This is a genomic window from Hydrogenophaga sp. UC242_50 (assembly GCF_042697355.1).
Taxonomy (GTDB): Bacteria; Pseudomonadota; Gammaproteobacteria; order Burkholderiales; family Burkholderiaceae_C; genus Hydrogenophaga.
Map to the genome: position 1 here is coordinate 1,423,462 of NZ_CP170553.1, position 20,579 is coordinate 1,444,040.

The 20,579-nt window shown below is 70.5% G+C and carries 14 protein-coding genes and 7 pseudogenes; 10 read left to right on the top strand and 11 right to left on the bottom strand.

Annotated elements, in window-relative coordinates:
- Positions 1–44: 44 nt before the first annotated feature.
- On the bottom strand, positions 45–851 hold the full coding sequence (locus tag ACFJGX_RS07295; protein ID WP_382322155.1) for a ChaN family lipoprotein: 807 nt from the start codon (positions 849–851) through the stop codon (positions 45–47).
- A 56-nt stretch (positions 852–907) separates the two neighbouring features.
- Between ACFJGX_RS07295 and ACFJGX_RS07300 the strand changes: the two are divergent.
- Positions 908–1,979, top strand: a pseudogene (locus ACFJGX_RS07300) (AbrB family transcriptional regulator).
- Positions 1,980–2,028: 49 nt separating this feature from the next.
- On the opposite strand, the gene ACFJGX_RS07305 reads toward ACFJGX_RS07300, so the two are convergent.
- The 3 genes and pseudogenes from ACFJGX_RS07305 to ACFJGX_RS07315 form a co-directional block, all read right to left on the bottom strand.
- A complete protein-coding gene (locus ACFJGX_RS07305) occupies positions 2,029–2,313 on the bottom strand; it encodes a DUF3567 domain-containing protein (RefSeq protein WP_382153555.1) in 285 nt (94 codons plus the stop codon).
- A 166-nt stretch (positions 2,314–2,479) separates the two neighbouring features.
- Positions 2,480–3,718 carry a DUF3108 domain-containing protein gene (locus ACFJGX_RS07310; RefSeq protein WP_382328121.1) on the bottom strand — a complete coding sequence of 413 codons (1,239 nt, stop codon included), beginning with the start codon at positions 3,716–3,718 and terminating at the stop codon, positions 2,480–2,482.
- Positions 3,715–4,591 (bottom strand): annotated as a pseudogene (locus ACFJGX_RS07315) (IclR family transcriptional regulator). Before ACFJGX_RS07315 ends, ACFJGX_RS07310 begins: the two are co-directional and overlap by 4 nt.
- Before the next feature lie 228 nt (positions 4,592–4,819).
- On the opposite strand from ACFJGX_RS07315, the pseudogene ACFJGX_RS07320 reads away from it, so the two are divergent.
- Positions 4,820–5,825 (top strand): annotated as a pseudogene (locus ACFJGX_RS07320) (fumarylacetoacetate hydrolase family protein).
- Between the two features lie 9 nt (positions 5,826–5,834).
- Here the strand turns inward: ACFJGX_RS07320 and ACFJGX_RS07325 are convergent.
- A complete protein-coding gene (locus ACFJGX_RS07325) occupies positions 5,835–6,275 on the bottom strand; it encodes a VOC family protein (protein ID WP_382322154.1) in 441 nt (146 codons plus the stop codon).
- Positions 6,276–6,360: 85 nt separating this feature from the next.
- Here ACFJGX_RS07325 and ACFJGX_RS07330 point away from each other — a divergent pair, with 85 nt between their 5' ends.
- From ACFJGX_RS07330 to ACFJGX_RS07345, 4 genes and pseudogenes are all read left to right on the top strand, one after another.
- The gene (locus tag ACFJGX_RS07330; protein ID WP_382325759.1) at positions 6,361–7,191 is read left to right on the top strand and encodes an enoyl-CoA hydratase/isomerase family protein; all 831 of its coding nucleotides are present in this window, start codon (positions 6,361–6,363) and stop codon (positions 7,189–7,191) included.
- 37 nt (positions 7,192–7,228) lie between these two features.
- Positions 7,229–7,459, top strand: a pseudogene (locus tag ACFJGX_RS07335) (PhaM family polyhydroxyalkanoate granule multifunctional regulatory protein); the annotation flags it as partial.
- Between the two features lie 79 nt (positions 7,460–7,538).
- On the top strand, positions 7,539–8,063 hold the full coding sequence (locus tag ACFJGX_RS07340) for a hypothetical protein (RefSeq protein WP_382328862.1): 525 nt from the start codon (positions 7,539–7,541) through the stop codon (positions 8,061–8,063).
- A 43-nt stretch (positions 8,064–8,106) separates the two neighbouring features.
- Positions 8,107–9,408 (top strand): FIST C-terminal domain-containing protein, encoded by a 1,302-nt coding sequence (locus tag ACFJGX_RS07345; RefSeq protein WP_382322152.1) that lies wholly within the window; start codon positions 8,107–8,109, stop codon positions 9,406–9,408.
- Here the strand turns inward: ACFJGX_RS07345 and ACFJGX_RS07350 are convergent.
- Both ACFJGX_RS07350 and ACFJGX_RS07355 read right to left on the bottom strand, forming a co-directional pair.
- A pseudogene (locus ACFJGX_RS07350) lies at positions 9,372–10,563 on the bottom strand (MFS transporter). The gene ACFJGX_RS07345 and the pseudogene ACFJGX_RS07350 overlap by 37 nt on opposite strands.
- An 83-nt stretch (positions 10,564–10,646) precedes the next feature.
- Positions 10,647–11,351, bottom strand: a complete 705-nt coding sequence (locus tag ACFJGX_RS07355; RefSeq protein WP_382322150.1) for a ProQ/FinO family protein — start codon at positions 11,349–11,351, stop codon at positions 10,647–10,649.
- A gap of 340 nt (positions 11,352–11,691) precedes the next feature.
- Here ACFJGX_RS07355 and ACFJGX_RS07360 point away from each other — a divergent pair, with 340 nt between their 5' ends.
- Together ACFJGX_RS07360 and ACFJGX_RS07365 are read left to right on the top strand one after the other, a co-directional pair.
- Entirely contained in the window at positions 11,692–12,231 is a 540-nt protein-coding gene (locus ACFJGX_RS07360; RefSeq protein WP_382328123.1) for a hypothetical protein, read from the top strand.
- 121 nt (positions 12,232–12,352) lie between these two features.
- On the top strand, positions 12,353–12,583 hold the full coding sequence (locus ACFJGX_RS07365) for a hypothetical protein (protein ID WP_382328125.1): 231 nt from the start codon (positions 12,353–12,355) through the stop codon (positions 12,581–12,583).
- 68 nt (positions 12,584–12,651) lie between these two features.
- Here ACFJGX_RS07365 and ssb read toward each other — a convergent pair whose 3' ends face one another.
- The gene (gene ssb / locus ACFJGX_RS07370; protein ID WP_291112021.1) at positions 12,652–13,152 is read right to left on the bottom strand and encodes a single-stranded DNA-binding protein; all 501 of its coding nucleotides are present in this window, start codon (positions 13,150–13,152) and stop codon (positions 12,652–12,654) included.
- A 111-nt stretch (positions 13,153–13,263) separates the two neighbouring features.
- Between ssb and ACFJGX_RS07375 the strand changes: the two genes are divergently transcribed.
- Positions 13,264–14,640, top strand: a complete 1,377-nt coding sequence (locus ACFJGX_RS07375) for a chloride channel protein (protein WP_382322148.1) — start codon at positions 13,264–13,266, stop codon at positions 14,638–14,640.
- Here the strand turns inward: ACFJGX_RS07375 and ACFJGX_RS07380 are convergent.
- A complete protein-coding gene (locus ACFJGX_RS07380; protein WP_382325757.1) occupies positions 14,623–15,816 on the bottom strand; it encodes an MFS transporter in 1,194 nt (397 codons plus the stop codon). The genes ACFJGX_RS07375 and ACFJGX_RS07380 overlap by 18 nt on opposite strands.
- Positions 15,817–16,092: 276 nt before the next feature.
- Here ACFJGX_RS07380 and uvrA point away from each other — a divergent pair.
- Positions 16,093–19,147: pseudogene (gene uvrA / locus ACFJGX_RS07385) on the top strand (excinuclease ABC subunit UvrA).
- A 4-nt stretch (positions 19,148–19,151) separates the two neighbouring features.
- Here the strand turns inward: uvrA and ACFJGX_RS07390 are convergent.
- A pseudogene (locus tag ACFJGX_RS07390) lies at positions 19,152–20,017 on the bottom strand (MipA/OmpV family protein).
- On the bottom strand, positions 19,989–20,534 hold the full coding sequence (locus ACFJGX_RS07395; protein ID WP_382322147.1) for a hypothetical protein: 546 nt from the start codon (positions 20,532–20,534) through the stop codon (positions 19,989–19,991). The pseudogene ACFJGX_RS07390 and the gene ACFJGX_RS07395 overlap by 29 nt, the downstream one beginning before the upstream one ends.
- Positions 20,535–20,579: the final 45 nt, after the last annotated feature.

Below are 20,579 nucleotides of genomic sequence, written 5' to 3' on the forward strand. Positions count from 1 at the left end.
CGGCACCTGGGGCCGGCGGAGCCGGACCCTTGGTGCCCCTGGATTCAGCGCTTCATCTGTTGGCGCAGTTCGGCGCAGTGGTCGCGCGGGGGCAGCGCGGGGGTCTGCCACACCGCGTCGGCCGGCGGTGCGCTGGCGTCCTTGGAGGTGCCGGCCTGCGCCATCACCACCTTGTGGCCCACGGACGCGGGCAGGTGCAGGGGCACGCCGAGGTCTTCGCGCACATGGCCGTTGCCGGCCACCAGCAGCACCGTCTTGCCCGGGATGAGGGCCTGCGTGGCCGTCTGCGCCATCGACCGGTCGCGCGCGAGCTGGATGCGGGTCATGGGCGCGATCTGGCTCTCGGGCAGCAGGCCGCAATGGCTCTCGCGGATGCCGTCGCGCTGGCGCTGCAGCACGCTCTCGCTCACCAGGCCGTCCAGCTCGGCCTGGCCCATGGTGCCGCGCATCTGCGCGCGCGGCAGGTTGCCGCCGATCACGGGCACGCCGCTGCGCACGGCGGCCATCACCACCGGGCCGTACACCGGCCAGGGCCAGCCGCTCTGCTCGGTCCAGCCCAGGGCCTCGCGCACGCGCGCCTCGTCGGCGTCGCTGGGCAGGCCTTGCGTGCTGCGCCCCTGTTCGATCATTTCCATCACGACCGCGCCCAGCTGGTCGCGCCGGGCCAGGGCCAGCACCACGTCGCGCTGCAGGGCCTGGTGTTCGGCGGCGTCGTGTTGCTCGCCGAGCAGCAACACCGGCGCGGGCAGCACGCGGTCGAGCAGGGCCGGCACGGTGGTGGGTGGGCGGTGCGCGCAGGCCGCGAGCAAGGACAGGCCCAGGGCAATGGCGACAGCGGTTCGACAGGTCATGCGTGGATACTAAGCGCACCCGAGGCCCCTTCACCTTCCCTTTCCGCGTGTCCTTTCTGCCTGTCTGGCGGCCCGATTCGTGGCCGCGCGTCTGCCTCACCCTGACGATCGCCCTGGCCGCCGCCCTGCTGTGCCGCTGGCTGCGCACGCCCATCCCCTGGATGATCGGCCCGCTGCTGGCGACGGCGCTGGTGTCGGTGCTGGGCATGCGCACCGAGAGCTGGACGCCTTTGCGCAACAGCGGGCAGTGGGTGATCGGCACCGCGCTGGGCCTGTACTTCACGCCGGCCGTGGGCGCGCTCGTGCGCCAGCCTCTGGTGGGCCATCGCGCTCGGCATCGCGTGGGCATTGGCCCTGGGTCTGGGTTTTGCAGCCTGGCTGCGCTGGCTGCACGCGGGGCATCTGGTGGCCTTGACGCCGGCGGAGCTGCGCTGCACCACCTATTTCGCTGGCGCGATCGGCGGCGCGTCCGAGATGACGCTGATCGCCGAGCGCCAGGGCGCGCGCACCGATCTGGTGGCGGCCGCGCACAGCCTGCGGGTGCTGCTGGTGACGGTCACCATCCCGTTTGCCCTGCAGTTCGGGGGCGTGAGCGGGCTCGACACCGGGGCGCAGGGCGTGCGGGACGTGCAAGCCCTGGGGCTGCTGGCGCTGGCCGGGCTCACGTTGCTGGGCGCGCTGGCCATGCAGCGCCTGGGCCGCGCCAACCCCTGGTTCATGGGCGCGCTGGTGGTCACCATGGTGGTGACCTTGAGCGGACACACCCTGTCGGCCATCCCGCAGAGCCTGTCGAACGCGGCGCAGCTGGTGATCGGTGTGAGCCTGGGCGTGCGTTTCACGCCCACTTTCGTGCACACGGCGCCGCGCTGGCTGGCGTCGGTGGCTTTCGCCACACTGGTGATGATGGGCCTGTGCGCCGGCTTCGGCTGGGTGCTGGCGCAGCTGACGGGTTTGCACCCGGTCACGCTGTTGCTGGGCACCGCGCCCGGCGGCATTGCCGAGATCGCCATCACCGCCAAGGTGCTGCAGCTGGGCGTGCCGGTGGTGACGGCGTTCCAGGTCTGCCGGCTGGTGGCGGTGCTGGTGCTGGCCGAGCCGCTGTACCGCTGGCGCCACGGCCCGACATGAAAAAGGCCGCTGGGGTGCAGCGGCCTTTTTTCAGAGGAAGCGCGTTCGTTCAGTGCATGACCACGGGCATCTGGGCCAGCGTGGCATAGCCCTCGAGCGTGTCTTCCACCTCTTCCTGGGACGGTGTGCTCTGCTGCCAGGCGGTGATCTGGAGCTGGAACATCTCGGCCCAGGAGCCGTCGAGGTACACCTCTTTGCCCGAGCGCTTGTCCACGATCTCGAAACCGTGGCGGGGAATCTGCGGGCCGTCGGCCACTTCGTTGTCGCCCTCGACGGGCGCATTGGCCAGGATGTGGACCACAGCGAAGGCATCCGAGTCGTAAAGCATGTGCATGACTGAAATCCTTGAATAGAAAAAATCTGCGTTCCTGACAACCTTATATCGGCAAATACGCGCCGATTTATAGGTCAGATGCAGCTTTACGTGGCGACGTTCCCCCGGACTTCAAGATGCGTGTCTTTTTTGGCACAGATGGGTGTTTGTCCTACAGGTGTTTGCCTTACGGCATCTGGCTGAGTTGCTGATCGGCCACATCGCCGTTCGACTGTTTCACCCGCAGGCGCACGGGCAGGTGGTGCAGGCTGGGCGCGAGCCACATTTCGACCGTGCTGTCGAATTCCTTGCGCGGCTGGCGCACCAGGTGGCGCACCTTGAATTCGCCCGCTGGCAGCGAAATCGTCGATTCTTCGCCCACGTCGAAGCGCCAGACGGGGGCGTCGCCCGTGCCGGCCACCTGCATGTCCACCGTCTGCCCGGTGGTGTAGGCCTGCGGGCGTGCCTGCAGCAGGCTGGCGAGCTGCAGGAACAGGCTCAGGCGGTCCTGCGCCCCCGGCTGCAGCGGTGCTTCGGGCGCGTTGCTGCTGAAGCGGATGCGCTGTTGCGCCGCATCGAAATGGGCGGCTTTCTCGCTGCGGCTCTTGTCGGCGAAGCGCTCGGGCATCAGGCCTTCGGGGCCGATGCGGCCGATGCTGGTCTGCGAGCGGCTGCCCAGCAGCAGCACGCGCATCTCCATGCGGGCCTCGTAGCGGCCGTCGGCCACGGCCCAGTCCAGCGTGCCCTGGGCCTTGTAGCCGATGCCCTTGACGTTGCCGGTCACGTCGTAGTGCAGGCGGGTGCTGGGCGGCGGCGTGGCGGGTGGCAGGGCGACGGGGGCGCTGGGTTTGCCGTCGGTTGCTGCCGACGGCGTGGTGCCGGTGGGCTCGCTGATTGGGGGTGTTTCGGGCGTGGCAGCAGGCGCCGCCACGGCTTCTGCCGGCGCTTCGGGTGCCGGCGCCGGAGGCTCGCTCACGGCCACTTCCTGCGAAGCGATGGCCGGCGTCTCAGCCGGCGCGAGGGCGACGGCCTCGGCGGGTTCGGGCGCTGCCTGGGCCACGGCGACGGGTTCGGGAACCGGGGCGGGGCGGGCCGTGGGCGCCGCCTTCGGAACGGGCTTGGGCCGGGGCGCGGGTTCGGGGCGCGGCGCGGGCGCCGGGGCGGCGGGCACGATCCAGCGCACGGTGCTCACTTGCACCGGCTGCGGGCGCGCTGCCGGGGTGGAGGCGGTGGCGGGCGGTTCGGCGTTCGCGGCGGATGCACTGGCGCCGGTGGCCGGGGGCGCTGGCGCCCGGGCGGTGTCGGGCAGTTGAAGCGTGATGCCGCCGGCGAGCAGGACCAGGTGCAGGCCCAGCACCAGCGCCACCAGCGCGGTGAGCACCGACCCGCGTGGCGAGGCAGAAGGTGACAAGGGCGTTTGGGTCACGGGCTGGAAGGGGCGGGGCGGTGCCCCAGGTCGGCGCTGAGCTGGCGAGCGCAGCGCAGCAGGGCGGTGGCGGTGGCGCCCTGCCAGTCGGTGTCCAGCGCTGCGCACGGAGCCGAGCACCACCAGGCCCAGCGCGAGCCGGCCCTGGGCGTCGAACACCGGGGCGCAGAAGCCGCCCACGCCGGGCAGCAGGCTGTGCACCACGCGCGCCAAGCCCCGGCGCCGGGTGTCTTCGAGCAGGGCCTGCACCTCCTGCGGCGACTGGGGCACGTCCACCAGGGGCAGATCGCCATGTTGCGGCAGCTTCTTCAGGCGCGCGAGTTCGTCGCGCACCATGGGGGCGATGCGCTGGGCGTCGCGGCCTTCACTGCCCATGAAGGCGGCAAAGCAGCGGCCGGTGGCCGAGGTCAGCAGCGGCATGACGTCGCCCAGGCGCAGGGTGACGGGCACCGTCTGAGGCGCCTCGATCCAGTGCACCATGGTGGGGCCCTGGTTGCCCCACACCGCGATGGCCAGGGTGTGGCCGGTCTCGGCCAGCAGGCCATCGATGCGTTCGCGCGCGAACTTCACGGCGTCGAGGCGCGCGAGGCTGGCCAGCCCGATGCGCAGCGCGGCGGGGCCGAGGTCGTAGCGCGTGCTCACCGGGTCCTGCACCACCAGGCCCATGCGCTGGAAGCTCACCAGGTAGCGATGGGCCTTGGCCGCGCTCATGCCAGCCGCGGCGGCCAGGTCGCGCAGCATCAGGGCACCGTCGGCCTGCGACAGGGCATCGAGCAGCTCGAAGCCCACTTCCACCGACTGGATGCCCGCGCGCAACGGTTCCGCGTCGTCACGGGTTTCGGTGTCGATGGCGGGGCGTTGGGCAACAGGCATGTGAATCAGGGTCACGAAGGTTGGACGGTCGGTCGGGCGGTGGGTTCCCCGGGCCGGTGGCGGGTCTTGCAGCGGTTCACGGGGCTTTCGTCTAGAATCCCGTATTTACGAATAGGTGAATCAATTTCACTATCCGTAATTCAAAGACATCCACCGAGTGTGCCACCGATCCGCCCCCAGGCGGACAATGTGCCCGCTTTGACCCCAACCTGACAGCAGGAGACTTGCATGAAACTCGCCACTTACAAAGACGGCTCGCGCGACGGACAACTGGTGGTGGTCTCCCGCGACCTGAGCACGGCGCATTATGCGACCGGCATCGCCCACAAGCTCCAGCAGGCGCTGGACGACTGGAACTTCATCAGCCCCCAGTTGCACGACCTGTACGTCACGCTCAACCAGGGCAAGGCGCGCCACGCCTTCCCGTTCGACCCCGCCCAGTGCATGGCCCCGCTGCCGCGCGCCTACCAGTGGGCCGACGGCTCGGCCTACATCAACCATGTGGAACTGGTGCGCGCCGCGCGCAACAGCGAAGTGCCGGCGTCGTTCTACACCGACCCGCTGATGTACCAGGGCGGCAGCGACGACTTCATCGGCCCCTGCGAAGACGTGGTGGTGGCCAGTGAAGACTTCGGCATCGACTTCGAGGCCGAGATCGCCGTCATCACCGGCGACGTGCCCATGAGCGCCACGCCCGAGCAGGCCTTGGAGGGCGTGCGCCTGCTGATGCTGGCGAACGACGTGTCGCTGCGCAACCTGATCCCGGCCGAACTGCCGAGGGCTTCGGTTTCTTCCAGAGCAAGCCGGCCACCGCGTTCAGCCCGGTGGCGGTCACGCCCGACGAGCTCGGCGACGCCTGGCAGGGTGGCCGCGTGCACCTGACCATGCAGTCGACCTGGAACGGCCGCAAGGTCGGCATGTGCGAGGCCGGCCCGGAGATGACCTTCCACTTCGGCCAGCTCGTGGCCCACATCACCAAGACGCGCAACGTGCGCGCCGGCTCCATCGTGGGCAGCGGCACGGTGAGCAACAAGGGCACGGACGTGGACGGCCGCAAGGACTGGCCCAAGGGCTACAGCTGCATCGCCGAGAAGCGCGCGATCGAGACCATCCTGGACGGCCAGCCCTCGACCGCCTTCATGAAGTTCGGCGACACCATCCGCATCGAGATGAAGGGCAAGGACGCCAGTCCGTGTTCGGCGCGATCGACCAGAAAATCGCGCCGCTGGCCTGAGGCCAGCGTTCAAACAGCGTAGACCTGCTCGATCGACGCGAAGCCCTTGACCTCGATCGGGTTGCCGAAGGGGTCGCAGAAGAACATCGTCCACTGCTCCCCGGGCTGCCCCTCGAAGCGCACCTGGGGTGGCAGCACGAAGTCCACGTCCGCGGCCTGCAGCCGCGCGGCCAGCGCTTGCCACTCCGGCAGCAGCAGCACCAGGCCGAAGTGCGGCATGGGCACCAGGTGCTCGCCCACGCGGCCGGTGCGCTGCGTCTTCAGCGGCTCGCCCAGGTGCAGCGAGATCTGGTGGCTGAAGAAATCGAAGTCCACCCAGGTGTCGGTGCTGCGGCCCTCGGCGCAGCCGAGCACGCCGCCGTAGAAGCGGCGCGCCGCGTCCAGGTCGGTGACGTTGAAGGCGAAATGGAACAGGCTGCGGGTGTGCAGCGCAGCGGTGGACGGGTTCATGGCCGCCAGCATAGACGCTGGCGCGCGGTCGAGCACAATGACCGACAGAACCCCAGCCCTTCAGGAGACCCGCATGAGCAGCCCCGTGGACTACAGCCGCTACCAGACCCTCGCCATCACCCGCCGCGGCCCCACCGTGGACGGCGTGCCTTCCGTGCTCGACATCCAGATGCGCGCCGACGGCCCGGGCGGCAACGGCAAGCTGCCCACCGCCGGCCACGATCGCCACTGGGAGCTCAGCGAGATCTGGCGCGACGTGGGGCGCGACGACAGCGTGCGCTGCGCCGTGTTGCGCGGCAGCGGCATGGGTTTTTCCGGCGGCGGCGACCTCGCGCTGGTGCAGGACATGGCGACCGACTTCGAGGTGCGCACGCGCGTTTGGAAGGAAGCGCGCGACCTGGTCTACAACGTCATCAACTGCGACAAGCCCATCGTCAGCGCCATGCACGGCCCGGCCGTGGGCGCGGGCCTGGTGGCCGGCCTGCTGGCCGACATCTCGATCGCGGCCAAGAGCGCCAAGATCGTCGACGGCCACACGCGCCTGGGCGTGGCGGCCGGTGACCACGCGGCCATCGTCTGGCCCCTGCTGTGCGGCCTGGCCAAGGCCAAGTACTACCTGATGTTGTGCGACCCCATCAGCGGCGAGGAGGCCGAGCGCATCGGCCTGGTCTCGCTCGCGGTGGAGGACGCGGCCCTGCTCGACAAGGCCTATGAAGTGGCCGACCGCCTTGCCAGTGGCAGCCAGACCGCGATCCGCTGGACCAAGTACTCGCTCAACAACTGGCTGCGCCAGGCCGGCCCCGCGTTCGACACCTCCCTGGCGCTCGAATTCATGGGTTTTGCCGGGCCCGATGTGCGCGAAGGTGTGGCATCCTTGCGTGAGCGCCGCGCACCCCGCTACGGCGTGGACGGCTGAGACAGACAAGACCTAGACGGCACGACAGGAGATCTCCATGAGCGACGCCCCCGGCAGCGGTTTCGGCAAATTCGTTCCCGGCTTCGAGTTCCTGCAGAACCTCGCGGGCCAGGCGGCCGGCGGGGTGGCGCAGGGCATCAGCCAGAACATCCCGCAGTTGCCCAACCTCGGCAGCTGGGTGGCGCCCACCTTCAACGTGGAAGACCTCGAGAAACGCATCGAGGAACTCAAGGCCGTGCACTTCTGGTTGGACCAGAACGCCAAGGCGCTGGGGGCCACCATCCAGGCGCTGGAGGTGCAGAAGATGACCTTGTCCACGCTCAAGACCATGAACTTCAGCATGGGCGATGCTGGCGAACGCGCTCAAGATCAAGGCCGCCGACACCCTGGCCGGCTTCACCGGTTCACCCGCCGCCGCGCCCACGCCGTTCGCCGGCCTGGAAGTGCCGCCGCGCACCTACGGCACCCCTGCCGAGCCCGAAGCCGCGCCTGCGCCGGCGCCGCGCAAGAAGAAGCCGGCCCGCAAGACGGCGGCCACCGCCGCGCCGGCCGCCGGTGGCGTGGTGGACCCGATGCAGTGGTGGGGCGCGCTGTCGCAGCAGTTCCAGCAGATCGCGAGCAACGCGATGAAAGACGCTGCCAAGCAGACCGCGCTCGATACCACGCGGCAAGTCGCCAGCGGCCTGACCGACCAGGCCCTGAAGACCGCCACCGGCATGGCCGGCAAGGCCGCCCGGGGCGTGGGCCGCGCTGCCGCGCGGGCGGTGGCTCGGCCGGCCGCCAGCCCTTCTGCCCAGCGCCCTGCCGCGAAATCCGCCGCCAAGCCGGCCGCCAGGAAGGCCCCGGCCCGCAAGGCCGCCAGCCGACGTTGAACCTCCCACGCCGCCGTGTTCGCGGCGCGCCGCCTTTTTTCTCATGAAACTCTTTCCTTACGCCCACGCCACCCACCCGCAATGGCGGATGGCCGCCGCTCTCGTGCTCGCGCAACTGCGCGCGCAGATGGCGCTGCCCGAATACGCCAAGTCGCCCTGCCTGGGGCTGCTCTACATCACCGACCACTACGCCGACGAAGCCGAGGCCATCCTCAAGCACCTGAGTGCCGAGCTGTCGTCCGAGGCGATCGACTGGGCCGGCACCGTGGGCGTGGGCATCGCGGCCAACAACGTGGAGTATTTCGACGAGCCCGCGATGTGCGTGATGCTGTGCGATCTGCACCCGGGCCAGTACCGTGTGTTCAGCGGGGTGGCGCCACTCTCCACGAGTGGCCGGCCGGCGATCGCCGACCGTTTCGAGGCGCACACGGCGCTGGTGCATGCCGACGGCGGCACGCCCGAGCTGGCCGAACTCATTGCCGAAATGGCCGAGCGCACGCGCAGCGGCTACGTGTTCGGTGGGCTGGCGGCGAGCCGGCACCAGAGCGTGCAGTTTTCGCTCAGCAGCGCGGGCACCCTCGACGGCCAGGGCGCGGCCAGCGGGGTGTTCCATGGCGGCCTGAGCGGCGTGGCCTTCGGGGCGGACGTGGGCCTGGTCTCGCGCGTCACGCAGGGGGCGCAGCCGGTGGACCGCGAGCGCACGGTCACCGCGTCCGACGGCAACCTGGTGCTGATGCTCGACGACGAACCCGCGCTGGACGTGCTGCTGCGCGAGCGCGTGATCTCGCTGGAGCAACCCGAAGAAGCCATGCCGCGCCTGCGCGCCACGCTGGTGGGGCTCTCGCCGCCGCTGCCCGAGCACAGCGCGTCCTCAGCGCCCGCCCCGCGCGTGCGCGGCCAGTTCGGCACCGAGGTGCTGGTGCGCCACCTGATCGGCCTGGACCCGGGGCGGCGCGGCATCGCGATTGCCGACGTGGCGCCGGTGGGCACGCGCCTGGCCTTCTGCGAACGCAACGCCGAGGCCGCGCGCGCCGACCTCGTGCGCGTGTGCGCCGAGGTGCGTGAAGAGCTCGAACCCGAAGAGCTGGGCCTGTCGATGGCGACGGCGCTCTCGTCCACCGACGTGGAGGCCGGCCCGCATGCCGCGCGTCGCATCGCCGGGGCGGTGTACGTCAGCTGCTCGGGGCGCGGCGGGCCGCATTTCGGCAGCCCCAGCGCCGAGCTTCAGGTGGTGCGCCGCGCGCTCGGCGATGTGCCGCTGGTGGGTTTCTTCGCCGGTGGCGAGATCGCTCACCACAGCCTCTACGGTTACACCGGCGTGCTCACCGTGTTCACCATGCCCTGAGACGACCGGCCCAGGCCGATGCCGCGCGCCCGCGCGCGCCGCAGCAGGAAGAACACGATGCTGACGTTGAGCAGGTTGAAGCCGATGCCGTTGAGGAAGGCGGCCTGGTAGGAGCCGGTCAGGTCGAAGATCGCGCCCGACATCCAGCCGCCCAGCGCCATGCCCAGCAGCGTGGCCATCAGCACCGTGCCCACGCGCACGCCGGCCTGCATGGGCGCGAAGTGCTCGCGCACGATCAGGGCGTAGCTCGGCACGATGCCGCCCTGGAACAGGCCGAACAGGCCGGAGATCAGGTACAGCGGCACCAGGCCATCGAAGGGCAGGAACATCAGCAGCGCCACGCCCTGCAGCACCGAACCCAGCAGCAGCGTGCGCAGGCCGCCGATGCGGTCGGAGATCCAGCCGGAGATCAGCCGGCTCGCCACGCCCATGCCCAGCATCACCGAGAGCATCTCGGCGCCGCGCGCGGCGCCGAAACCCAGGTCGGTGCAGTAGGCCACGATGTGCACCTGCGGCATGGACATGGCCAACGCAGCACGACACCCCGGCCACACACAGCAGGGCCTGCAGCGTGCCGGGCGACAGGCCGAGCGGCCGATCGCCTTGGGCGACGGTCGCGCTGGCGGGCGCAGCGACCGGCACCGGCGCTGCTTCAGGAGGCGGGCGCCGCCGCAGCACCAGGGCCAGCGGCAGCATGGTGAGCAGGCAGAACACGCCGATGAAGGTGTAGGCCTCGCGCCAGCCGCCGTGGTCGATGAAATGCTGCGTCACCGGCGGCCAGATCGCGCCAGCCACGTAGTTGCCGCTCATGCAGATCGCCAGCGCGATGCCGCGGCGCCGGTCGAACCAGCGTGAGGTGTCGGCCACCAGCGGCGCGAAGGTGGCCGAGGTGCCGAGCAGGCCGATGAGCAGGCCTTGCGCCAGGCTGAACTGCCAGAGCGTGGTGGCCGCACCGGCGGCGATGAAACCCAGGCCCAGGCCGACGGCGCCACCGAGCACCGGCACCATCACGCCGAAACGGTCGGACAGCTTGCCCATGAGGATGCCGCCGACGCCGAAGCCCACCATGGTGAGCGTGTAGGGCAGCGAGGCGGCGCCGCGATCCACCCCAAAGTCGGCCTGGATGCGAGGCAGCACCACGGTGACCGAGTACATGCCCACGCCGCCCAGCGTCATGAGCACGAGCGAGACGACCAGCCGCCACCACGCGTAGGGTGATTCGGTGGTCGTCGCGGGGCTCATGCGGCGCGGGGTGTCTGGCGGGCGCGGGCGCGCTCCAGCGTGCGCCGGGCTTCGTGCACCGGCATGCCGTACATGTCGGCGAAGGCCTCCACCGTCTGCCCGCTGGCGTCGAAGGCGCGCAGCAGGGCTTCGTCGCGCGCGGCGCGGCTGGCCGCTTCGGCCAGGGCGTCGGCGGTGATGGCGTTGACGGTCTCGTCGCGCCCCATCACCAACGTGGCGTAGGCCTCACGGCCCAGGCCCGAGGCCTCGAAGGCCTGCACGATGCGCTGGCGCAGCTTGGGGACCAGGTCTTCCGGCGAGCGGCCCTGGCGGCGGCGGAAGACCTCGATCAGCGCATGGTGCACGTGCTCGGGCGCCAGGGGCTCCACCGGCTGGCCGGCGAGGTCGTGGCGCGGCTGGCCCGAGGCCACCACGGTCAGGTAGCGCGACGAGCGGGTGTGCAGGGCCAGCGCGGCCTTGAGTCCTTCGGCGTCCAGCACGCCTGGGTGGGCGTCGAGCAGGTCCTGGTAGATGCCGCGCTTGAGCGGCTTGAGCACCTCGCCGAAGAGGCCGGGCGCGAGCTGGGCCAACTGGTCGAGCACCGGGTGCTGGCGGGGTGGGCGCGCATCGGTGCGTGGGGCCTTGTTGCGCGGGGCGCCGCGGCGCGCCCGGGCCGGTTGGGCGGTCGCGGGCGCGTCGGGCGGGATGGTGGCTGTGTTCATGGCTGGGAGTGGGGCCGGCAGCGGGGCTGCGAAGTCCGACATCATGCCAGTGCCTGGGATGCGGGCCACCTTCGTCCATGCATGGGGCGCCGGAACGGTCCATGGCACGCCGGCCTTTTTGGATTTCGATAACCTTTTTGTTCATTTCATGCCGGAAAAGCATGGGTTTTGTAGAAAAACAGTGTTATAAATTTCCGCGCGCGGGTGTCTTGAACGGTCCACCAGAGACGGGCTCCGCGCAGCAAGTGCCGATGGGCACCTCATGCCGGCGATGGTCGGATCGCGCCGGATGGTGATGCCCCTTGGTTTCAATCCAACTTGATTCGGGAAAGACCTCGGCATGTTCGATGCATTCGACGAGGGTGGGGGGCTTGGTGCCACCCACCACAGGGGAGAGGGGTGGGGGAGGCCTGGGCGGCACGAGGCAGGCGCGCCCGAGGCCATGGGCGGTGCGGCCGGGCGCGGCGTCACGGGCATGGCGTTTCGGGACGTGCTGCAGCACGTGTACGTGCGTGAAGCCGAACGCGATGCGCACGAGCCCGCCGATCTGCGGCGGCTCAACGGGCGGCTCCTGTGCGTGCTGACCGCGTGCCACGAGGTGGACACGGCCCGGCGGCGGCTGATGGGCAGCCTGAACACCCAGCAGACCTTGAAAAGCCTGGCCCACCTCCTCACGGCAAGGGGGGACGCTGGGTTGGGCCCAGGGACGGAGCAGCGCAAGCTCACGGAAATGCTGGCGGACTTGCGATGCACGGTGGAGATGGCGCACGGCGATGTGGGAGGCGGCGGGCCGGCACTTCACGCGGGTGACGCGCCTGTTGCCGGCCCAGTTGGACACGAATGGGACCAACTTCATCCCGGCGGCGCCTGCCGAGATTGACCGGCTGGCGCTCGAAGCGCAACGGCAAGGGGATGAGGCCATTTCGAAGACGCCGGATGGGCATCGCACCTCGGCGAGCGATCGTTTTGCCCTAGCCAGGGAGACCTACCTGCAGGCGGTCATGGATTGGGAGCTGGCGCAAGCCCGATGGGCGCGCGCCGGTCGCGTGCGCCAACTGGCCGAGCCCGGGTGTCACACCGGATCTCAAGGCGCGATGGCGTTCGCTCAGGCCGTGGCCGGCCAGGAATGGCAACGCAGCAACCTGCTCATGCGGGAGGCACATGCCTGCATGACGCGCCATGCCCTCTACGCCGTGGCCCTGCAGTTGCCCGCGCACTTCGGGGTGGGCTGAGGGGCCAGCGAAAGGCCCGCAGCGCCGAGGCGCGTGCGGGCCTGATCGTGAAACCTGGCGGGGCGGCGTCAGAACGGGATGTCGTCGTCCATGTCGTCAAAGCCGCTGGACTGGCGCGCGGGCGCGGCCGCCGGGGCCTGGCGCGGCGCGGGTGCCGGGGCTCGGGGGGCCGCGGCGGGGCGCGAGTAGCCGCCGCCACCACCGCCTTCTTCACCGCCGCCACCGCCCATGCCTTCGCGGCCGCCGAGCAGCTGCAGTTCGGTGGCGATGATGTCCACCGTGTTCTTCTCCACGCCGGACTGGTCGGTGTACTTGCCGTACTTGAGGCGGCCTTCGACGTAGATCGGGCGGCCTTTCTTCACGTACTCGCCGGCGATTTCGGCCAGGCGGTCGTAGAAGGTGACGCGGTGCCACTGGGTGTCTTCGATCATCTCGCCGCTGTTCTTGTCCTTGCGGCGGCTGGAGGTCGCCACGCTGACGTTCGCCACGGCCTGGCCGGATGGCAGGTAGCGGATTTCGGGATCGCGGCCGCAGTTGCCGACGAGGATGACTTTGTTGACGGATGCCATGGTGGTGATGTCCTGAAGAGAGGGCGGGCCCGGGCGCGGCCGGGACGCGGCCTGACATTGTGCCGCAAGTGCCGGCGCGCCGGCCCGTATCGGTCGATACACTGGCCCCCCATGAAAGGCGAACCGGACTTCCTGCAGAACCTGCGCGACGAAATGGGCGGGGGGCGTCAATGGCTGGACCGCGCGGTGGTGATCGTCTATGCCGTGCTGGCGGGCCTCGCGGTGGTGGCGTTCACCTTGCTGGCCGAGGGGGCCTATGCCTTGTACAGCGGCTTGCGCAGCGGCTGGTGGTGGGCGCCGCTGGTGTGGACGCCCGCGCTCACGGCGCTGGTGGTCTGGGCCATCCGCCGCTGGGCCCCCGGGGCGGCCGGCTCCGGTGTGCCGCAGGTGCTGACCGCGCTGGACCCGGCCACCCCCTTGCGCGAGCGCTCGCGCTTCGTCTCGCTGCGGCTGAGCCTGGTCAAGATGGTGGCGGTGTCCGGCGGTGTGCTGGCCGGGCTGTCGATCGGCCGTCAGGGCCCGTCGGTGCAGGTCGCCGCCGGGGTCATGCTGCACGCGCGCCGCTGGCTGTCGCCGAATTCGGGCATCACCCACCGCGAACTGCTGGTGGCTGGCGGCGCGGCCGGCATCGCCGCGGCCTTCAACACGCCGCTGGGCGGCATCGTGTTCGCCATCGAAGAGCTGTCCCGGCGCCTGCAGGACCGCAACAGCGGCCTGATGCTGGCGGCCATCGTGATCGCCGGCCTGGTGGCGGTCTCGGCGTTCGGCAACCTGTCGTACTTCGGGCGGGTGCGGGCCGAGGCCCTGTCGTGGAGCCTGTTCCTGCCTGGCGCGCTGGTGGCCGTGGGCTGCGGGCTGCTGGGCGGGTTGATGTCGCGCCTGATGCTGGCCTCGTTCATCGGCCTGCCTGACCGCTTCTGCGCCTACCGGCGCAAGCGCCCGGTCACCTTCGCGGCGATCTGCGGCTTCGCGGTGGCGGTGATCGCCGTGATCAGCGACGGCACGGCCGTGGGCGGGGGCCACGAACACACCAAGGTGATGCTGGAACAGGTCGGCACACCGGGCGCGTCGCACCAGCCGCTGGTGTTCACGGGCCTGAAGTTCGTGGCCTCGTGGCTGTCGTCGTGGGCGGGTGTGCCCGGCGGGCTGTTCGGGCCCAGCCTGTCGATCGGCGCCGGTGTGGGCGCGGACGTGGCCTGGCTGCTCGATTCTCCGCACGGCGCGGCCCTGATCGCGCTGGGCATGTGCGGTTTCCTGGCGGCCGTGACGCAGACCCCGATCACCGCCATGATCATCGTGATGGAGATGACCGATGGCCACAGCATGGTGCTCAGCCTGATGGCTTGCGCGCTGCTGGCCAGCCTGATCTCGCGCATGATCAGCCGGCCGCTCTACAGCACCATGTCGCAGCTGATGATGCGCTCGATGCGCGATGGTGTGGCGGCTGCGCCGCCGCCGCCCGGCGAGGGTTCAGCGCCGGGCCGCTGAGGGCGGCGGCGCCTGCATCGGCCAGGCCACCACCAGCCACACCAGCATCGCCACGGCACAGACCGCGAACAGGCCTGGCGCGCCGTGCGCGCGCGCCAGCCAGCCGCCCACCGCGCCGCCGACGAAGAAGCCGACGGACTGCAGGGTGTTGTAGACGCCCAGCGCCGCCCCCCGGGCGTGCGCGGGCGCCAGTTTGGACACCAGACTGGGCTGGCTGGCTTCCAGCGTGTTGAAGCCGATGAAGAACACGAACAGCAGCCCGCCCAGGGTCCACAGGCCGGGTGAGGCGTCGGCCAGGGCCCACAACGCGAGCTGCACCGCGCCGATCAGGGCGATGGCGATCAGGAAGGCCGCGCGCAGCCGGCCCCGGCGCTCCATGGGAAAGAGCACGCCGCCCATCACCAGCAGGGACGCCACCACGGCGGGCAGGTAGACCTGGGCATGGTCCGCCTTGGGCAGGCCGGCGGCCACCAGCAGGGCCGGCACCGCCATCCACATCGCCAGCTGCACCGCGTGCAGCACGAACACGCCCAGGTTCAGGCGCAGCAGGCCCCGGTGGCGCAGCACCTCGGCCAGGCCGGCGCGCAACTGCTGCAGGTCGGAGGGCCGGTGTTCGCGCGGTTCGGGCGGTGCCACCCAGATCACCACGGCGATGGCCAGCAGCGCCAGCGCGCCGGTGAGGGCAAAGATGCCCGAGAGGCCGACCCAGGCCGCCAGCGCGGGCGCCAGCACCAGGGAGAGCGCGAACATCAGCGCGATGCTGGCCCCCACCATGGCCATGGCCTTGGTGCGCACGCTGTCGCGCGTGACGTCGGCCAGGAAGGCCGTCACGGCGGCGGAGATGGCGCCCGCGCCCTGCACCGCGCGGCCGATGGCCAGCCAGGTGAGGTCGGGCGCCCAGGCGGCGATGCCGCTGCCCAGGGCAAACAGCAGCAGGCCGGCCACGATCACGGGTTTGCGGCCGAAGCGGTCGGACGCCAGGCCCAGGGGAATCTGCAGAAAGGCCTGCGTCAGCCCGTACAGGCCCATGGCGAAGCCCACCCGGGCCGCGTCCTCGCCGCCGGGCAGGCGCGCGGCTTCCAGCGCGAACACCGGCAGCACGATGAACAGGCCCAACATGCGCAGCGCGAACACCAGGGCCAGGGAGGCGCTGGCGCGGCGCTCGGCGGGGGTCATGCGGGCGGCGTCGGGCGGCGTGGTGGCCGCGTTGGCGGGGGAGGGGCTCAGGGTGGACAAGGCAGCGGAGGCCGGCAGGGCGGGCAGGGGAGACAGGGGGACGGCGTATTGTCGGCGAAAGGCCGGCGCCCGCCGGGCGGAGGGGCGCAAAACCGCGTGGCGGCTTATCATGTCGGGTTGCCCTGAACCCCGCATCGCGCCTTGAACCAGAACCTTCCCCCGGACCTGAAATTGCCTGGATCGACCGGCGCCGACACCCCCGGGACGCCGCCGTCCGTGGGCGAGCCATCCCCCCGTTACCTGGGCGCCGCCCTGCGGCATGCCAGCGCGTTCCTGTCGGTGCGCGGTGCGCGCACGCACAACCTCAAGAACATCGACCTCGACATCCCCAAGCATGCTTTGGTGGTGATCACCGGGCTGTCGGGCTCGGGCAAGTCCAGCCTGGCGTTCGACACGCTCTATGCCGAGGGGCAGCGCCGCTACGTGGAGAGCCTGTCGGCCTATGCGCGGCAGTTCCTGCAACTGATGGACAAGCCCGACGTGGACCTGATCGAAGGCCTGTCGCCCGCCATCGCCATCGAGCAGAAGGCCACCAGCCACAACCCGCGCTCCACCGTGGGCACGGTGACCGAGATCCACGACTACCTGCGCCTGCTGTTCGCGCGCGCGGGCACGCCGCACTGCCCCGACCATGGCTTGCCGCTGACCTCGCAGAGCGTGGCGCAGATGGTGGACACGGTGCTCGCGCTGCCCGAGGGCACGCGCCTGATGATCCTGGCCCCGGTGGCGCGCGAGAAAAAAGGCGAGTTCACCGAGCTCTTCGCCGACATGCAGGCCCAGGGCTATGTGCGCTTCCGCGTCGACGGCGCGGTGCTGGAGGCCGAGGCGCTGCCGGCCTTGAAGAAAACCGAGAAGCACAACATCGACGTGGTGATCGACCGCATCAAGGTGCGCGTCGACGTTGAGGAAGAGGGCGTGAATCCCTTGCGCCAGCGCCTGGCCGAGAGTTTCGAGGCCGCGCTGCGCCTGGCCGACGGCCGGGCCATCGCGATGGAGATGGACGCGCCGGAAACCCCTGGCGCGGTGCCGCGCGAGCACGGTTTCTCGGCGCGCTTTGCCTGCCCGCTGTGCCACTACACCGTGGGCGAACTCGAGCCGCGCCTGTTCTCGTTCAACTCGCCCATGGGCGCCTGCCCGACCTGCGACGGCCTGGGCCACACCGAATTCTTCGACCCCGCGCGCGTGGTCGCCTTTCCCCTCGCTGAGCCTGGCCAGCGGTGCCATCAAGGGTTGGGATCGGCGCAACGGTTATTACTTCGCCATGATCGAGAGCCTCGCGGCGCACTACAAGTTCGACGCCGAGGCGCCCTGGGAGAGCCTGCCCGACGCGGTGCAGCAGGTGCTGCTCTACGGCTCGGGCGAGGAAGAGGTGAAGTTCAGCTACGCGCTCGAATCCGGCGAGCGCGCGGGCAAGAAGATCAGCAAGAAGCACCCCTTCGAAGGCATCGTGCGCAACTTCGAGCGCCGCTACCGCGAGACCGACAGCGCCGCCGTGCGCGAGGAACTGGCGCGCTACCGCGCCGTGCAGCCCTGCCCGGAGTGCGGCGGTTCGCGCCTGCGCCGCGAGGCGCGCCACGTGTTCGTGGGCGAGGGTGAACAGAAGCAGCCCATCTACAAGATCAGCCACGTCACGCTGGGCGAGGCGCTGGCCTATTTCCAGCAACTGGAGCTGCACGGCGCCAAGGGCGACATCGCCGCGCGCGTGATCAACGAGATCCGCCAGCGCCTGAAATTCCTGAACGACGTGGGCCTGAACTACCTCAGCCTGGACCGCAGCGCCGACACGCTCTCGGGTGGCGAGGCCCAGCGCATCCGCCTGGCCAGCCAGATCGGCAGTGGCCTGACCGGCGTGATGTACGTGCTCGACGAGCCCAGCATCGGCCTGCACCAGCGCGACAACGACCGCCTCATCGCCACGCTGCAGCACCTGCGCGACCTCGGCAACACGGTGCTGGTGGTCGAGCACGACGAGGACATGATCCGCACCGCCGACCACGTGATCGACATGGGCCCGGGCGCGGGCGTGCACGGCGGGCGCGTGATGGCGCAAGGCACCTGCGAGCAGGTCATGGCCACGGCCGATTCGCTTACTGGTCAGTACCTCAGCGGCACGCGCCAGATCGCCGTGCCCGCGCGCCGCACCCCCTGGCTGCCGGTGGTGAAGAAGGGCGATGCCCCGAAGGCCGCGCCCGCCAAGCCGCGTTTCCCGCCCAGCCCGGCGGCCGAGCGCCGCGCCGCGCGCGAGGCCGCGCACCAGGCCACGCTGGGCGAGCTGCAGGAAATCCGCGTCGTCAACGCGCGCGGGCACAACCTCAAGGGCGCGAGCGTGGCGTTCCCGGTCGGCCTGCTGACCTGCGTCACCGGCGTCTCGGGCTCGGGCAAGTCCACCCTGGTCAACGACACGCTGTACGCGGCGGTGGCGCGCACGCTCTACCGATCGCACGACGAGCCGGCCGCGCACGACGCGATCGAAGGCATCGAACACTTCGACAAGGTCATCAACGTCGACCAGTCGCCCATCGGTCGCACGCCGCGCAGCAACCCGGCGACCTACACCGGCCTGTTCACCGGCATCCGCGAACTCATGGCCGAGATGCCCACCGCGCGCGAGCGCGGCTACGGCCCGGGCCGTTTCAGCTTCAACGTGGCCGGTGGGCGCTGCGAGGCCTGCCAGGGCGATGGCGTGGTCAAGGTGGAGATGCACTTCCTGCCCGACGTGTACGTGCCCTGCGAGGTCTGCCACGGCCAGCGCTACAACCGCGAGACGCTGGACGTGCAGTACAAGGGCCGCAACATCGCGCAGATCCTGGACATGACGGTGGAGCAGTCGCACGCCTTCTTCAGCGCCGTGCCCACGCTGCACCGCAAGCTGCAGACCCTGCTCGACGTGGGCCTGTCCTACATCCAGCTCGGTCAGAGCGCGACCACGCTCTCGGGAGGCGAGGCGCAGCGCGTCAAGCTCGCGCTGGAGCTCTCCAAGCGCGACACCGGCCGCACGCTCTACATCCTGGACGAACCCACCACCGGCCTGCACTTCGCCGACATCGAACTGCTGCTCAAGGTGCTGCACCAGCTGCGCGACGCGGGCAACACCATCGTGGTGATCGAACACAACCTCGACGTCATCAAGACCGCCGACTGGGTCATCGACATGGGGCCCGAAGGGGGCTCGGGCGGTGGCACGGTGGTGGCGCAGGGCACGCCCGAGACCATCGCGGCGCACCCCGACAGCCACACCGGGCGCTACCTGCGCCGCCTGCTGACGGTCTAGAGGCCTAGTTGTTGCGGTAGGCCAGGCCGACGGTGGCGCCGTAGGCGGTCTGGCGCCCCGCCAGCGGGCTGCGCGCGGCCGCGCCCTGCAGCTGCGACACGCCCACGCCGCCGTAGGCCACCCAGTGGCGGTTCAGCGCCGAGGTGATGCGCCAACCCAGCGAGACCGTGTCCCAGCCCGAGCCGATCGCGAACGCCGGCACACCCGTGGCGGCCGCCGGGGCCGGGTCCACGCCGTAGTGCGTCTGCCGGTAGGTGCCGTTGGCCAGCCCGCACCCAGCGACAGGTCCCAGTGGGTCTGCGAAGAAACGGGGTGGCGGTAGCTCAGGCCATGGTCCACACGCAGGCCGCCGGCGCGGCCCAGCAGGTCTTGCGAGGCCCGCACCGAGTAGGTCCAGCGCTGGCTCAGGGCCGCGTTGGCGCCGACGCGGCCGCGCAGCGTGGCGCGCACGTCGGGCAGGCCGCGGAAGACGGCGTCGTCGTCCCACGAGCGCCCCTCGTCGATCGACAGCGAGGTGCTCAGCGACCAGCGGTCGTTGCCGGCCAGCACCGTGCTCACGCCGGTGTCCACGCTCTGGCGGCCCTGGCTGAGCAGGGCGCTGGCGCCCGAGGTGGCGAAGCGGAAGCGCCCGAGTTGAAAGGCCCAGATCGGGCGCAGCCGCAGGCGCTGCTCGACATCGCTGCCGAGTTGCGGCGCGGACGACACCACGGCGGCGCCCACGAGGTAGTCGCGGCTGGCTTCCAGGGCCACGGTGTCGGTGGGAGGCGCTGCCGCGCCCGCCCCGGTGCGCAGCGCGGACAGCGTGGCCGCGGCAGCAAGGACAGGGCAGCGCATCGCGAGTTCAGAACCGGCCGAGGTCTTCGATCGCATCCACCACCATGCCCGTGCCCACGGCGATCATCAGGATGTCGGCCGCCACGCGCACGTACTTGTAGCCCGAGGGGGGCAGGCCGATCTGCACCGACACGCTGTTGGGCACGGGGTAGTACACGACGTCGCGCGGCAACGGATAGCCCATGCGCCACTTCTTCGCCTGGCCGGGGGGCATGCAGCCGTTGTGCTTCTTGGCCAGGCCCGGCGGGCATTTGCCGGCCTTGAACCGGGGCTCGTAGTAATCGTGGGCGATGCGGCGCTGGGGCTCACCGAAGTAGCCGCCGATCTGGATGTTCACCGACACGCTGGACGAGGGCGAGCGTGGCCCGTCGCGGCGGTCGTCCCGCCGGTCATCGCGGTGGTCGTCGCGGTGCTTCTCGTGCTTTTCATGCTTGTCGTGTTTGCCACCCTGCTTGCCGGCCCATTCGGGTTTTTCGGCCAGGGCCGGCAGGCTGCCCAGCAGCATCAGGCTCAGGAAGGCGATGGAGAGGCGCGTGCGCGGTGGGAGAGTCATGTCGTGGGCTTGTGGGGTGTTGTGTCGAACGACCGGGTCCGAGGG